The following is a 13483-nucleotide window of genomic DNA, read 5'->3' on the forward strand; positions in this document are numbered from 1 at the left end:
TGTCTATACCGCCTTTACCAATTTCTTCAAAAGTCGTACCAAGTTTCCACGCTTTAAATCTAAAAAAATCCCACAGCGAAGTTATCAATGTCCCCAACATTGCACCATAAATTTTAAACAAGGCATCATCAACCTACCCAAAACCAAAGGCATCAAAACCGTATTTAGCCGTGAATTTGTTGGCAATATCAAAACAGTTACCATCACTAAGACAGCCACAGGCAAATACCATGCAAGTATTTTAGTAGAAAACAATGAAGTTGTACCAACACCCACCACAATAGAGCCTAGCCTAACTGTTGGTATTGACTTAGGCATCAGCCACTTACTTAACTTATCAGACGGCAGCAAATTTGATAACCCAAAACATTTAGCCAAAGCCAGTCAAAGACTTGCGATACAACAAAAAATCTTTGCTCGCAAACAAAAACAAAGTAAAAACCATCAAAAGCAAAAGTTAGCCGCCGCTCGTATTCATGAAAAAGTACGCAACCAGCGTTTAGACATACACCACAAAATCACGCATAGCCTCATCTGTGAAAACCAAGCAACAAGCTATGCACTTGAAGATTTGGGTGTCAAAAACATGGTAAAAAACCGAAAACTTGCCAAAGCGATTCATGATGTGGGCTTAGGGCAATTTGTTACCTTGCTTACTTACAAGGCAAATTAGTATGGCAAAAACATTCTAAAAGTAAATCGGTTCTTTGCCAGTTCTAAAATTTGCTCGCATTGTCATCACAAATTAGACAGTCTGCCGTTGTCAGTCAGGCATTGGACGTGTCCTAGCTGTCAAACACAGCATAACCGTGATACCAATGCCGCAAACAATATACGCAAGCAAGCGTTAGCTGATGCACTAGGACTTAGTGTTGTATAAAGAGTTCCCTCAGTATAATACTTATCAGCGTAAGTGTACTGGCGAAAGATAGCAACTCAATCTAAGCTTAGGTTGTTATGGGTCGCAAAGATTCCCCCCCGCTATAACCGCTAGGTTTGGTGGTGGGAGTATGTCAATACTAACGCCTGAATATAGCCCCCAACTCAACCTGCGCCTTGATGAGCGCAGGTTTTATGTTTTGGCTGTTTGGTGCATCCAAGATGTCTTGGCATAAGTTTGCCCCCAGTCGTGCATCGCTTCGATGACAGGCAGCAGTGTGCGCCCAAAGTCAGTCAATGAGTACTCCACCTTGGGCGGTACTTGATTGTACACTTCGCGGTGTACGATGCCATCACGCTCAAGCTCTCTGAGCTGTAAAGTCAGCATCCGTTGGGTGACAGCCCCAAGCCTACGCTGAAGCTCATTAAATCGGCGTGTCTCTTGGCTAAGATGATATAAAATCAGCACTTTCCATTTGCCGCCGATGATGTCTAGGGTGGTCACCACAGGGCAGTAAGTCTCATAATTCATTTCTTTTATCATAATTTAATTATTTATTAAATAATTTATAGTATAAAAAATATGCGTACTTGTAAAATACTATGTACATCTTATAATACACTTATATCAATAAAATACCTAGTAAAATCTGAACAAAGGCAGTAATTAGGAGAAAATGATGCGTATTGTAGAACTGGATCGTATCAACGAATTGGCGCACATCACAAAAACCGCTGGCTTAACCCAAGATGAGTTGACCGAACGCGATGAGCTAAGACAGCGTTATTTGGCACAAATCCGTGGTCAAGTGCTAAACTCACTTGGCACAGTGACGCTACTGGATGAAGCAGACAATGATGTAACCCCAACCAAGCTTCGCGATGCCCAAAAACACAGCGCATTGGTCAATTAATCCGGAAAGCCCTATTGCCACACCAATTTAGGAGAAGATGATGGCCCAATTTATGCCTGCTCATAAACATAGCTTGCTTGACAGCGAACTTTTGTACTTACATGAGCTGATGCCGCCTGAGACGTGGGATCAATTGCCCAGTCATCATCCTGCTTCAAGTTGGCTTGGTGGGCATTTTAGTCTCAGACGTGGTCAAAAAGAGCTTAACTATATCAATACTGAATTTTTGGAAGGGCGTATGCAGTGGGATCGTTACAAGCAGCGGCTGCTGCGAGAAACCAGTACCCAATACCAAAATCTGACAGGGCGCCACGAACGAGAAGATTTGCACATCTTTCCAAGAATGCGCAAAAATCATCCCAAGCTTGCGCGCGGATTTGCCATTTTGGATAATGATCATCACACGATCAAAGCGCAGATACATGATATCCGCGCTTTGATCGCTAAGCTTCGTCAAGCTGAAGCGGCAGATATGGCGTTAGCTGAAAAACTTGCCAAAGCGATGGCTGACAGCGGTCAATGGCTGTATCGACATCTGTCCGACGAAGAATATTTGGTTGTGCCGATCATGGGTTTGGGTTATTAACTTTTTAATTCATGACAGCCGATAAAAAACCCGCTAATCACTAGCGGGTTTTTTGATGCGATAATTAGTCACCTTGTAAGTAACCAATCAAACGCAGAAATTCGATGTACATCCAAACCAATGTCGATAAAATACCGATGCTATACACCCACTCATATTCACGCGCGACGCCAAACGCCGTGCCTTTTTCGACATTATCAAAATCAAGCAATAAGCTAAACGACGCAATAAAAATCACAAAAATACTAAACCCAATGGCAATCATACCGCCATCAAATAAAAGCGGCAGGCTTGAGCCAAATAAGCGAAAGCCTAATTGCACCAAATACAAAATACCGATTGCAATCATCGCAGACATGATGATAGAGCGGAATTTTTCGGTGACTTTGATTGCGCCTGTCACATAAAGGGTTAGCATGACGGCAGCGGTGATGAATGTCGCCGACAGTGCTGATAGCGGTACCGTAGGATAATAGCGATACATGATCAGACTAAATGCACCAAGCAGCACCCCTTCAGTCAGTGCGTATGGTATGGCAAGAGATTTGGCAAGGTGTGGCTTCATGGCGCTTGCCAATCCCAAACCCATGCCAGCAAATAGTGAAATCAATGCCATGCCATATAATAGCGATGACGATAAATTGATGGATAGCGCATAGAAAAATACGCCAAATCCTGAAACAGCTGCCAAGCTCAGCAAAAATGCCGTCTTAGCCACAACACCGCGCACACTCATGGCGACGGCGCCAGTCATGAGCGTAGTGCGGCTGACGATTGGATTAGCCATAGTCATTCCTTAAAAATTAATAAAATATAAAACTAGCACCGATTATCTTAAAACCAAGTAAATTTGTCAAGTTAATCACACACTACTTTGTGTATAAAAAAAATTAATCGCAAAGCTTGGCTCGTTTGTTGTGCTTATAGGCGTTTTTTTGGTATGATACGCATTATTTGTGATCAAACTAAGCCATGTCAAATTTTATCAACAATCACCCAAAACGCCCACCATTTCAGCGCATCGGCGTCATGGGGCGTGCAGGCAAAGCCAGTATTGTAGAGACCTTGAATGAGCTCATCAATCTGCTACAGAGCCGCCAGCTATCGATCATCATCGATACAGAGACGGCGGCGATTGATGGTATGTTGATTGACTTTGATCAAATTGACGGGGTGACTCTTAAGATTGTACCGCGTCAAAAAATGGGCGAACACTGTGATTTGGTCATCGTTGTGGGTGGTGATGGCTCAATGCTTCAGGCTGCATCTGTGATGGCAGGTACAGATGTGCCAGTTTTGGGGATTAATCGTGGTAGATTGGGATTTTTGGCAGATGTCAATCCTGATGAGCTGACCGAAAAAGTCATCCAAGTGCTTGATGGGCAGTATTGGCTTGTTGAACGCTTTTTAATTAAGTTTAAAATTGTTCAAAATGACATTAATGGCAATCCTACCGATCAAATCATTCATGAAGATGTGGCGCTCAATGACATTGTGCTACATGCAGGCAAGTCGGTACATACCATCGATTTTAAACTAAAAATTAATAATAACGAAGTGTATCGCCAGCATGCCGATGGTCTGATCGTGGCGACACCGACTGGTTCGACTGCCTATGCATTATCGGCAGGAGGTCCTATTATTCACCCAACTTTGGATGCGATTTGTCTGGTGCCGATGCATCCACACACGCTGTCTAGCCGTCCGCTTGTCGTTGCTGGTAGCAGCCAAATTATGATTAATATTCATAAAGACAACCGCACGCAGCCGATGGTTGGCGCTGATGGTAAGGCGTCGGCGCCGCTGGATAATGGTCAAACGCTCATGATCGCTAAGCACGATAAGACGCTTTTATTATTACATCCAAACAGTTATAGTTTTTATGAAGCCTGCCGCACAAAACTGCATTGGAATTTATATAGTGAAGAGTTTTCACTTGATAAATAATTGGAAAAATCACTGATGAATAAACAAGATATTCTTAATAGTCTCACTCCTGAAATTGTTGACAAATTTCGTACTGCCATTGAGATTGGTCGTTGGGAGAATGGTGAGAAGCTCACTGATGCGCAGCGCCAAACCTGCATGCAGGCAGTCATGGTTTGGGAGCATGAATATTTGCCTGTCACTGAGCGTACAGGCTATATTCATAGACCTATAAAAGAAGATGGCTCTGTGGTGGGTGAAGAATGTGATGTTGAGCATGATCATCACTACCCCAATGCCGAGCAGGCGATAAAATTTAAGCAATAAATTTGCTACCAAACGGCTGACTAGATAAACCCTGAACTAAAAACTGCCTGCATCGTCATACAGGCAGTTTTTATAGTTAAGATTTTGGTGGGATTTTGTTGATGGAAAGTTATTTGCTTAAAACACTCCAATAGTCCAAACCTAAATCACCATGTAGCTCAGTCAAATCCAGTAATACCAATGATCCAAGGGTGGTTAAGCCCACCGCTTTGCATAGCTTGTCAGCAGCCACCAAAGTACCGCCAGTGGCAAGCACGTCATCTACCAGTAAGACATTAGCAGGATCAAGATCGCAGCTGATTTCAAGCGTATCACTGCCATATTCCAAACCATAGCTTTCGCGATGAACAGGGGGAGGAAGTTTGCCTGCCTTTCTGATGAGAATCAAGCCTTTATCGAGGCGGGTGGCCAAAAGGCTTGCAAGCACAAATCCGCGAGACTCAATCGCAACAAATGCCTCAGTATCCACCAGTATTTCGCTTGGCAGCGCATGAATTAATGCGTCAATCAGCTGATTTAGGTGTTGATTTAGCAGGGGGCTGATGTCATAAAATTCAATACCCGCCTTTGGAAAATCTGGAACAGTGCGAACATGCGCCCAAAGATCTTGGCTCATAAATTTCCTTTTATATTTTTTTATATTTATATCAATCAGTTATAGCAGTACGCGCCACAAAACAAATCCTAGCGCCAACACAAAAAACAACGGCGCCACATACAAGTGAATGGCCAGTGCTGACCACCACGCCATACCAAGCATGATCACAAACCCTGCCAAAGCAATCCAATCATGGCGACGCTCATTTAGCCCATCTGCTCGGATTGACTGCAGCTCACGCAATATGGCATCTTGATGCGCGCCTGAGGTCGCTAGACTTTGAAGGCTTTGATGTAGCATCTTAGGCAAATCTGTTGACGATAATAAAATCTCAGGCAGATGGGCTTGAATGTCCTGCATGTTTTTGACAGGATCGAGCTGGGATTTGACCCAGCTGGTCAAGATCGGCTTGGCAAGTGACCAAATATCCAAATCAGGATATAGCTCACGTCCCAGCCCTTCAACATGGACTAAGGTCTTCAGTAGTAGCATAAGCTGCGGCGGGATGCTCATACGATGACGACGCGCGATGGATAAAATCTCAAACAGCACACCTGCAAAGTCAATTTCATCAATCGGCTTTAGCACCATTGGTGAGACTGTGCGGCTCATATCGCGGATTAGGGCGTGTTTATCTGCTGATGGTGGGATCCAGCCTGCCTGTGAGATGATATCAACGAGTGCTGTGTAATTACCATTCATCACCGATAATAGCATGCGTGCGACGATGAGCTGATCTTCTTTGGATAGCTCACCCATGATGGCGCAGTCCAGACCGATGTAGCGCGGCTCAGCGACAGCGCTTCCATCAGGCATGGTCTCAACAAAGATATTGCCTGGATGCATGTCGGCATGAAAAAAGTTATCGCGAAATACTTGGGTAAAAAATATCGTCAAGCCTTTTTCGGCGAGCACGGCTCGGTCATAGCCAAGAGCATCAAATAAGTCAGTCTGTGAGATCGGCACACCAAAGACACGCTCAGATACCATCACTTGCTTAGCGGCTGCGTACACCTCTGGCACATAGATCAGCCGAGAGCCAGTAAAATTATCACGCATCTTGGTGCTGTTGGCGGCTTCAAGCGTCAAATCCAGCTCATTGAGCATAATTTGACGATAATCCTCGACCACGTCGATCAGATGAACAGCGCGTGCTGCCTCAAGGCGGGCAGATGCCCATGCTGCCATTTGACGCAGCAGCTCAAAATCTGAAATGATGCCTTCTTTGATGTTGGGACGCACAACCTTGACGACTACTTCGCGCCCATCATGTAATGCGGCGGTGTGCACCTGTGCAACACTGGCTGCCGCCAAAGGAATCTCATCAAAACGTGCAAACAGCTCACCAATCGGACGACCTAATCCATGCTTAGCATCTTCAATGGCAGCAATGGCTGTCTTGGCATCGAATGGGGCGACCTTATCTTGGAGTAAGGACAGCTGCGCGATGATCTGCGGCGGTAAGAGATCCGAGCGGGTGGATAACAGCTGACCAAGCTTTAAAAACAGTGTCCCCATTTCTTCAAGAGCAAGCTTGACACCCAAAGGCTGATGCGAGCGACCGAAGCTGGCAGGATGCGCGCGAAGCAGACGAGCGATGGGAGCAAATTCTGGCACATCGGCAAAATGCGTATCCAGACGATGTTTGGCTGCGATGCGGTATAACGACAACAGGCGTTTGCGGTGAGAGATGAGCATATCAGTGGTCGATTAAGGGTTTTTTGAATTGTTTTGCTTAAGGGCGTTTTGAATTTCTTCTAATTTGGCTTGATTGCGCTCAATCTCACTTTGAAGACGTAACAGCTCTTGTTTTTTGTGGTGAATGTCTTGATCGATCAAATCATGATTGGCGGCGCCTGCGATTAGGTGCTCCAACGAGTTTTTGACCATCTGCACCGCAGGCGAAAACAGGGGCGTGATTTCTTTACCTAAGAGATATAAATGACTGGTAGCGTCAGGTCCGATCAGTCCTTCAATCTGCATCCAAAAATCAGGATGAAATTGCTCAAACATCGTTTTGGCGTGCATCAACACTTGATGATCACCGCGTACAGGGATATTGCCCATCGGATGCTTGATCAGTGAGATCAGATGGCTTGGGTTATCCACACTCAAAGTGCAATCAGGCAAAGCAGGTGCGCTGCCTTGCGGCTCAAAAATCTGCTCTAAAACAGGCTCAAAACGCACCCGCTCATCACCAAACAGTATGTCAATTGACAAGCTTGGCGACCGCATGATCACGCGCAAGGTCTTGCCTGATAAGTTTTTGAGATCAGATTTTACCAATGGATCTGAGCTGATGGCTGTATTAATCAGTTTTTCGCCCATCGCAAGCGACAGCACACCAATCATATTCATGAACGCGCCTTAAATCCGCGATGGACAGCGACAATTCCGCCTGTTAAGTTATGATAATCACAATTGATAAAGCCGGCATTTTCCATCATCTGCTTGAGGGTTTTTTGATCAGGATGCATGCGAATCGACTCGGCGAGATATTGATAGCTTTCGGCATCATTGGCGACAATTTTACCCATGATTGGCAGAGCGGTGAATGAATACAAATCATAAGCCTTGGACAGTGGCTCAAACACAGGCTTTGAAAACTCAAGCACAAGCAGGCGACCACCTGGTTTTAGGACGCGGTGCATGGCAGCCAGTGCCTTATCTTTATCCGTAACATTACGCAGACCAAAGCTGATCGTCACCAAATCAAATGAGTTATCTTCAAAAGGCTCAAGCGTCTCAGCATTGGCTAGCACAAAGTCAACATTATTACAGCCTGCATTGATCAAGCGAGTACGCCCCACTTCAAGCATCGCTTCATTAATATCAGAGAGCACCACGCGCCCAGAGCGTCCTACTTCGCGGCTAAATACCTTCGCCAAATCGCCTGTGCCCCCTGCGATATCAAGAACGCTTTGACCGCTTCTAACGCCTGATAAGCTGATGGCATAGCGCTTCCATAGGCGATGAATACCAAAGCTCATCAAGTCATTCATTACATCATATTTGCGTGCAACAGAGGTAAAAACTTCAGCAACCTTGGCTTGTTTTTCAGATTTATGCACTGTTTGATAGCCAAAATGTGTGGTCTCGTCATCGACTGACGTTTTGCCTTGGGGGCGTTGTAGCTCACTTTGACCTTGTGGGGTGCCAGTGGGTAGGATATTTGGGTTGGTGAATTGGTCGTTTTGGTGATTGGTTGTCATGCTGATCCGCTCAAATAATTTTCAAAAATATGTCAATGCTATGGTTTATAATACACCATTTTTAGGGATTTTTGGGTAAATTTTACCAAATTTTTACCCAATTTATCCGCTTAATGTCTTTATTATATAAATAATTAATCAATAAAATCTAATCAAAAATCGGCATTTGGGCGTGAATTTTTTCGATAATTTGGGTTTCGGTTTCGATGAATGGCGTACTAAAATGCTCAATTTTATCAATGGCTTGAATGGCGCTTAAGCCATCATGAATAAAGTCATACAGCGCTTGGTAGCCGTTATTATAGGCGGTGGATTTGGCAAGCTTAAAGGCTTTATACAAAAAATAAGAATTAAAGCTTTGATAACAGGTGTGGCACACTTGCCCAACTTCAGCAATTTGGGCAACTCTGGCATCTTTGGCATCGACTTTTCGATACAGTGCGCCCATCAGCTCATCATCCAAAGGCTGCCCATCAAAATGCTCAAGATAAGCCTTGGCAAGCTCAAGGTCTAACTCCATGGCAGTGATAGCAGCCGACACGCTGACCAAGCCTGCCGACAGCGCATTTTTTGGTACAAGTTTTTCTAATTTGCCTGAGCCGTTTAGGGCATTGTTACCTGCGGTTAATAGCTGCTCGGCGATGGTGTCAAATGTCGCATGATTATAGATGCGGTCGATCAAATAATGGGCAAGCGGTGCGGTTTTTGGATGATTAAACAAAGGCGTATTGGCGCGATGAATGCGATCGCGTTGCCATGCTTGAATGGTATCTAACGCAGCCGATAGCTTGGTGTCTGTGTGGTGCGGTAGGCGATAATAATGATGGATTTGATTGACCAGTGTTTGAATGTGTGTCATAGCTTGGGCTTGATAGTAAGTGTGAAGAGTGTGTTGGTATTTTAGCAGTTTTTGGCTGAGTTTGGGGATTTTGCAGCCAAAAGCTGACGATTATTCGATGGCTAATCACAGCAAACAAGGGTGACTTGACCAAAACTTACTCGATTATGAAATTACTGTGAAATTTGTAAATTTGCTTGAATTTATCCCATGATGGCTTTATAGTGATAGTGGACGATGATTTTATGATTTGTCCTATCATATTTAGTTATATTGAGACTTATAACCCACAAAAGAAGGAAAATTGCAATGGCATTCACTCTACCAGAGTTGGGCTACAGCTACGATGCACTAGAGCCACATTTTGACAAAGAAACGATGGAAATTCACCATTCACGCCACCATCAAGCTTATGTTAATAACGCCAATGGTCTGCTTGAAGGTACTCAGTGGGCGGATAAATCTGCTGAAGAGGTTATCGCAAATTTGGATGAAATCCCAGCAGACAAAAGAACAGGCGTCAGAAATAATGCTGGTGGTCATGCCAACCATAGCCTATTTTGGACCATTTTAAAAACAGGCACGACTTTAGGCGGATCGTTAAAAGATGCCATCGTGAGAGATTTTGGTTCTGTTGAAGCATTCCAAGAGCAGTTTGAAAAAGCCGCTGCCAGCCGTTTTGGTTCAGGTTGGGCGTGGTTAGTGCTTGATGAAGGTTCGCTAAAAGTTGTCTCGACCGCCAACCAAGATAGCCCATTGATGGGTGAAGCGGTCGCAGGCTGCAAGGGATATCCTATCATTGGTTTGGATGTGTGGGAACATGCTTATTATCTAAAATACCAAAATAAACGCCCAGATTATATCAAAGCTTTTTGGGAAGTGGTCAACTGGGACGAAGCACAAAAGCGCTTCGATTCAGCCAAATAATAAAAAAATCGGCAGTTATGATGATATAAACTGCTCAAACAAAATAAGCCATAACGGTCAGTTATGGCTTATTTCTTTTTATTAAGTAATTGATAAATTTGTCCGTTTGCTACCTCATGGGTGATTATTCATGCAACTTTTTGATACTACGCCTGACTTGGATGCTTTGATTTGTCAGGGGAGGTTTGTGGATACACCGTTTGATGCCCATCGCCATGAAGATGGTAAAGGCATTGTTATTATTGTTCCTTATGGTCGGCTATACTACGCCCCGCATTATTTTGATGAGCAGACAGCGGATGCATATTTGGATTATTTCTTAGCAAGTCAAATCGGTGGTAAGCCGATCAATCACCGCGCGCACGACTGGCATCATACTGATTTGAATATGGTGCAGTTTACCAACATTCATTGGCGACAAGACACCATCAAAATGTATGGTAAAGTACACAAGCTGCCACGCATCTCAGCATGGTATGGCGATAATGATTGCTCTTATACTTATTCTGGCATCACCCTAAACCCAAATTCATGGACAGACCGATTGCTCATGCTCAATGATGAGCTTGGAAAAATATGTAAAAGACGATTTAACAGTGTATTGATGAACTGGTATCGCTCAGGTGAAGATTATATCAGCTGGCATAAAGATGATGAAAAAGAATTGGGTAACAACCCCTTGATTGCTTCGGTAAATTTTGGTGAGTCTCGGCGGTTTTTACTGCGTTTATGTGACAATCATACACTCAAGCTTGAACTACTTTTACATCATGGGAGTATTTTGGTGATGGCAGGTCAGTTGCAGCATTTTTGGCAACACAGCGTTCCTAGGCAAAAAAAGATACTAAGCAGTCGGATAAACCTGACTTTTAGAAATATTAAAAATCCATCTGATTAAGCTATTTGTCCTTATCTTTATCAAACAATGAGAGGGTAAAAATTGCTGTGCGGATATGTTTAGCCATAACACTTTTGTTATAATAATTTTAAACTTTAATAATTAATGGGTGTATCCAAGAATGCGAGCAGACAGTGGTTGTCATGATAACCTCATCATACTTATACTTGACAACGCATTACCTGTTAATAGACATCAATTGTTATCTTGAGCGACGATGGAGGGAGAATGAAATCGATTTATTTGACAACGTGTGTTGGAATATTTGGTGCTGCTATTTCAATGGTTGCACACGCTAATAGTGGTAAAACCCAGGGCTATTCTGTGGATATCTGCAAACCAGCAGAAATTGAAGGTAAGGATAATGTTAAAGAAGATTTGAATAGGGATTTTTGTAATCACCAAGCAGTAGCTACTTATAAAAAGTTTGGCACCAAAGATATCAATTTTGCGAATAAATATGTCTTAGCCAAGATATATAACACCAGTTTTGTTGCAATCGATCCAGTTAAAAAGCAAGTTTTTGTAATGCCTTATGCGATTCAAAATTCGCTAAATGATAATAAGGCAGGCAAGATAGTCTTTAATAAAAATAGTAATCGCGTCTGTACTCAGGGTGATGATACCAGTTTGTCGCCATATAGCTGGATGTATGTTGGCGGAGACTCTGCCCATCCAGATTATAAGCTGTGTATTGATTTTTATCCATCAGAAGGGTTTAGCGATCAATTTATACCTGTGCATATCAAAACTGGTAAAGTTGCAAGTCGTCTTTAAAAAATCGCCTTTAACTTATCCTGCTTACATCTCCACCTATAATCTTTGATTTAGGTGGAGATGTAAGCACTGATGCCCTAATCAGGGCGTTCTTGTTTTTCGATATACTGTCTAATGGTGTCAACGGTAGCACCACCAGTCGTTAGCAAACAATACGCCCTAGTCCAAAGTACAGGTTTCCAGTAAAAGTAAGCTAAATGCTTTGCAAATTCCTTTCTCATTAGTCGGCTAGTCACTGTTTTTAGATTATTGATAAACTTACTTGGCATGATATTGGGGTGCATATCAAGCAGTAAATGCACATGATTGACACTAAGATTGACACTAAGTAGGGTTTACGCTAAATTATAACTACATTCACTCAACTAACAAGCCATGCTCAAAGCCTACAAATACAGAATTTACCCAAACCAACAACAAGCCATAGCGTTTGAACAACACTTTGGTTGTGTTCGTTTTGTTTATAATTGGGTATTGGCATTACAAAATAGATATTACAAAATCTTTGGCAAGTCGTTATCTCGTACCCAAATCCAAAGTCAGCTCGTCAAGAAAAAGAAAACAGGCAAGTTTGCATGGCTAAACGAAGTTAATAGCCAATCGTTACTAAATGCCTTGCTAAATGTCTATACCGCCTTTACCAATTTCTTCAAAAGTCGTACCAAGTTTCCACGCTTTAAATCTAAAAAAATCCCACAGCGAAGTTATCAATGTCCCCAACATTGCACCATAAATTTTAAACAAGGCATCATCAACCTACCCAAAACCAAAGGCATCAAAACCGTATTTAGCCGTGAATTTGTTGGCAATATCAAAACAGTTACCATCACTAAGACAGCCACAGGCAAATACCATGCAAGTATTTTAGTAGAAAACAATGAAGTTGTACCAACACCCACCACAATAGAGCCTAGCCTAACTGTTGGTATTGACTTAGGCATCAGCCACTTACTTAACTTATCAGACGGCAGCAAATTTGATAACCCAAAACATTTAGCCAAAGCCAGTCAAAGACTTGCGATACAACAAAAAATCTTTGCTCGCAAACAAAAACAAAGTAAAAACCATCAAAAGCAAAAGTTAGCCGCCGCTCGTATTCATGAAAAAGTACGCAACCAGCGTTTAGACATACACCACAAAATCACGCATAGCCTCATCTGTGAAAACCAAGCAACAAGCTATGCACTTGAAGATTTGGGTGTCAAAAACATGGTAAAAAACCGAAAACTTGCCAAAGCGATTCATGATGTGGGCTTAGGGCAATTTGTTACCTTGCTTACTTACAAGGCAAATTAGTATGGCAAAAACATTCTAAAAGTAAATCGGTTCTTTGCCAGTTCTAAAATTTGCTCGCATTGTCATCACAAATTAGACAGTCTGCCGTTGTCAGTCAGGCATTGGACGTGTCCTAGCTGTCAAACACAGCATAACCGTGATACCAATGCCGCAAACAATATACGCAAGCAAGCGTTAGCTGATGCACTAGGACTTAGTGTTGTATAAAGAGTTCCCTCAGTATAATACTTATCAGCGTAAGTGTACTGGCGAAAGATAGCAACTCAATCTAAGCTTAGGTTGTTATGGGTCGCAAAGATTCCCCC

Annotated in this window: 18 protein-coding genes and 1 pseudogene; 11 read left to right on the top strand and 8 right to left on the bottom strand. The window is 43.0% G+C overall.

Features of this window, described 5'->3' with window-relative positions; genetic code table 11:
- Window positions 1-673, top strand: a 673-nt coding sequence (locus tag AO382_RS00005) for an RNA-guided endonuclease InsQ/TnpB family protein (protein ID WP_227513581.1), incomplete at its 5' end; no start/stop codon positions are given.
- Between the two features lie 12 nt (window positions 674-685).
- Window positions 686-880, top strand: coding sequence for a zinc ribbon domain-containing protein (locus AO382_RS10925; RefSeq protein WP_081261310.1), 195 nt, complete (start codon window positions 686-688; stop codon window positions 878-880).
- 192 nt (window positions 881-1072) lie between these two features.
- Here the strand turns inward: AO382_RS10925 and AO382_RS00010 are convergent, their stop codons facing one another.
- Complete coding sequence (locus AO382_RS00010; RefSeq protein WP_277620511.1) at window positions 1073-1411, bottom strand: winged helix-turn-helix transcriptional regulator; 339 nt, start codon at window positions 1409-1411, stop codon at window positions 1073-1075.
- 148 nt (window positions 1412-1559) lie between these two features.
- Here AO382_RS00010 and AO382_RS00015 point away from each other — a divergent pair, with 148 nt between their 5' ends.
- Both AO382_RS00015 and AO382_RS00020 read left to right on the top strand, forming a co-directional pair.
- The gene (locus AO382_RS00015; RefSeq protein ID WP_064617127.1) at window positions 1560-1793 is read left to right on the top strand and encodes a DUF896 domain-containing protein; all 234 of its coding nucleotides are present in this window, start codon (window positions 1560-1562) and stop codon (window positions 1791-1793) included.
- Between the two features lie 52 nt (window positions 1794-1845).
- Window positions 1846-2379: a hemerythrin domain-containing protein gene (locus tag AO382_RS00020; protein ID WP_162270564.1), complete on the top strand. Its 534-nt coding sequence runs from the start codon at window positions 1846-1848 to the stop codon at window positions 2377-2379.
- A gap of 64 nt (window positions 2380-2443) precedes the next feature.
- On the opposite strand, the gene AO382_RS00025 is transcribed toward AO382_RS00020, so the two are convergent.
- Entirely contained in the window at window positions 2444-3166 is a 723-nt protein-coding gene (locus AO382_RS00025; protein WP_064610599.1) for a Bax inhibitor-1/YccA family membrane protein, read from the bottom strand.
- Between the two features lie 185 nt (window positions 3167-3351).
- Here AO382_RS00025 and AO382_RS00030 point away from each other — a divergent pair, with 185 nt between their 5' ends.
- Window positions 3352-4326, top strand: a complete 975-nt coding sequence (locus AO382_RS00030; protein ID WP_049236224.1) for an NAD(+) kinase — start codon at window positions 3352-3354, stop codon at window positions 4324-4326.
- A gap of 15 nt (window positions 4327-4341) precedes the next feature.
- A complete protein-coding gene (locus AO382_RS00035) occupies window positions 4342-4632 on the top strand; it encodes a YeaC family protein (protein WP_064610598.1) in 291 nt (96 codons plus the stop codon).
- Between the two features lie 109 nt (window positions 4633-4741).
- Here the strand turns inward: AO382_RS00035 and AO382_RS00040 are convergent, their stop codons facing one another.
- The 5 genes from AO382_RS00040 to AO382_RS00060 all read right to left on the bottom strand — a co-directional run bounded on the left by AO382_RS00040 (window position 4742) and on the right by AO382_RS00060 (window position 9301).
- Entirely contained in the window at window positions 4742-5248 is a 507-nt protein-coding gene (locus AO382_RS00040) for an adenine phosphoribosyltransferase (protein WP_064617130.1), read from the bottom strand.
- 39 nt (window positions 5249-5287) lie between these two features.
- Complete coding sequence (locus AO382_RS00045) at window positions 5288-6928, bottom strand: ABC1 kinase family protein (RefSeq protein ID WP_064617131.1); 1641 nt, start codon at window positions 6926-6928, stop codon at window positions 5288-5290.
- A 12-nt stretch (window positions 6929-6940) separates the two neighbouring features.
- Complete coding sequence (locus AO382_RS00050; RefSeq protein ID WP_227513582.1) at window positions 6941-7588, bottom strand: hypothetical protein; 648 nt, start codon at window positions 7586-7588, stop codon at window positions 6941-6943.
- Window positions 7585-8442: a bifunctional demethylmenaquinone methyltransferase/2-methoxy-6-polyprenyl-1,4-benzoquinol methylase UbiE gene (gene ubiE / locus AO382_RS00055; protein ID WP_064617132.1), complete on the bottom strand. Its 858-nt coding sequence runs from the start codon at window positions 8440-8442 to the stop codon at window positions 7585-7587. Before ubiE ends, AO382_RS00050 begins: the two co-directional genes overlap by 4 nt.
- 148 nt (window positions 8443-8590) lie before the next feature.
- Complete coding sequence (locus tag AO382_RS00060) at window positions 8591-9301, bottom strand: FFLEELY motif protein (RefSeq protein ID WP_064610594.1); 711 nt, start codon at window positions 9299-9301, stop codon at window positions 8591-8593.
- Window positions 9302-9589: 288 nt separating this feature from the next.
- Here AO382_RS00060 and sodA point away from each other — a divergent pair, with 288 nt between their 5' ends.
- From sodA to AO382_RS00075, 3 genes are all read left to right on the top strand, one after another.
- On the top strand, window positions 9590-10207 hold the full coding sequence (gene sodA / locus AO382_RS00065; RefSeq protein WP_064610593.1) for a superoxide dismutase [Mn]: 618 nt from the start codon (window positions 9590-9592) through the stop codon (window positions 10205-10207).
- Window positions 10208-10337: 130 nt separating this feature from the next.
- Entirely contained in the window at window positions 10338-11105 is a 768-nt protein-coding gene (locus AO382_RS00070) for an alpha-ketoglutarate-dependent dioxygenase AlkB family protein (protein ID WP_064617135.1), read from the top strand.
- Window positions 11106-11333: 228 nt separating this feature from the next.
- Window positions 11334-11882 (top strand): hypothetical protein, encoded by a 549-nt coding sequence (locus AO382_RS00075; RefSeq protein ID WP_064617139.1) that lies wholly within the window; start codon window positions 11334-11336, stop codon window positions 11880-11882.
- A gap of 77 nt (window positions 11883-11959) precedes the next feature.
- Here AO382_RS00075 and tnpA read toward each other — a convergent pair.
- Window positions 11960-12202: pseudogene (tnpA, locus tag AO382_RS11385) on the bottom strand (IS200/IS605 family transposase); the annotation flags it as partial.
- A gap of 55 nt (window positions 12203-12257) precedes the next feature.
- Here tnpA and AO382_RS00080 point away from each other — a divergent pair.
- The gene (locus AO382_RS00080; protein ID WP_227513583.1) at window positions 12258-13178 is read left to right on the top strand and encodes a transposase; all 921 of its coding nucleotides are present in this window, start codon (window positions 12258-12260) and stop codon (window positions 13176-13178) included.
- Between the two features lie 12 nt (window positions 13179-13190).
- Entirely contained in the window at window positions 13191-13385 is a 195-nt protein-coding gene (locus AO382_RS10930; protein WP_081261310.1) for a zinc ribbon domain-containing protein, read from the top strand.
- Window positions 13386-13483 lie beyond the last annotated feature (98 nt).

The sequence above is a fragment of the Moraxella catarrhalis genome, from assembly GCF_001656295.1.
Lineage (GTDB): Bacteria > Pseudomonadota > Gammaproteobacteria > Pseudomonadales > Moraxellaceae > Moraxella > Moraxella veridica.

Bases quoted from the DNA above. Each gene is read 5' to 3' on its own strand.
- AO382_RS00010 (WP_277620511.1), bottom strand. From the start codon at position 1,411: ATGAATTATGAGACTTACTGCCCTGTGGTGACCACCCTAGACATCATC.
- AO382_RS00015 (WP_064617127.1), top strand. From the start codon at position 1,560: ATGCGTATTGTAGAACTGGATCGTATCAACGAATTGGCGCACATCACA.
- AO382_RS00020 (WP_162270564.1), top strand. From the start codon at position 1,846: ATGCCTGCTCATAAACATAGCTTGCTTGACAGCGAACTTTTGTACTTA.
- AO382_RS00025 (WP_064610599.1), bottom strand. From the start codon at position 3,166: ATGGCTAATCCAATCGTCAGCCGCACTACGCTCATGACTGGCGCCGTC.
- AO382_RS00030 (WP_049236224.1), top strand. From the start codon at position 3,352: ATGTCAAATTTTATCAACAATCACCCAAAACGCCCACCATTTCAGCGC.
- AO382_RS00035 (WP_064610598.1), top strand. From the start codon at position 4,342: ATGAATAAACAAGATATTCTTAATAGTCTCACTCCTGAAATTGTTGAC.
- AO382_RS00040 (WP_064617130.1), bottom strand. From the start codon at position 5,248: ATGAGCCAAGATCTTTGGGCGCATGTTCGCACTGTTCCAGATTTTCCA.
- AO382_RS00045 (WP_064617131.1), bottom strand. From the start codon at position 6,928: ATGCTCATCTCTCACCGCAAACGCCTGTTGTCGTTATACCGCATCGCA.
- AO382_RS00050 (WP_227513582.1), bottom strand. From the start codon at position 7,588: ATGAATATGATTGGTGTGCTGTCGCTTGCGATGGGCGAAAAACTGATT.
- ubiE (WP_064617132.1), bottom strand. From the start codon at position 8,442: ATGACAACCAATCACCAAAACGACCAATTCACCAACCCAAATATCCTA.
- AO382_RS00060 (WP_064610594.1), bottom strand. From the start codon at position 9,301: ATGACACACATTCAAACACTGGTCAATCAAATCCATCATTATTATCGC.
- sodA (WP_064610593.1), top strand. From the start codon at position 9,590: ATGGCATTCACTCTACCAGAGTTGGGCTACAGCTACGATGCACTAGAG.
- AO382_RS00070 (WP_064617135.1), top strand. From the start codon at position 10,338: ATGCAACTTTTTGATACTACGCCTGACTTGGATGCTTTGATTTGTCAG.
- AO382_RS00075 (WP_064617139.1), top strand. From the start codon at position 11,334: ATGAAATCGATTTATTTGACAACGTGTGTTGGAATATTTGGTGCTGCT.
- AO382_RS00080 (WP_227513583.1), top strand. From the start codon at position 12,258: ATGCTCAAAGCCTACAAATACAGAATTTACCCAAACCAACAACAAGCC.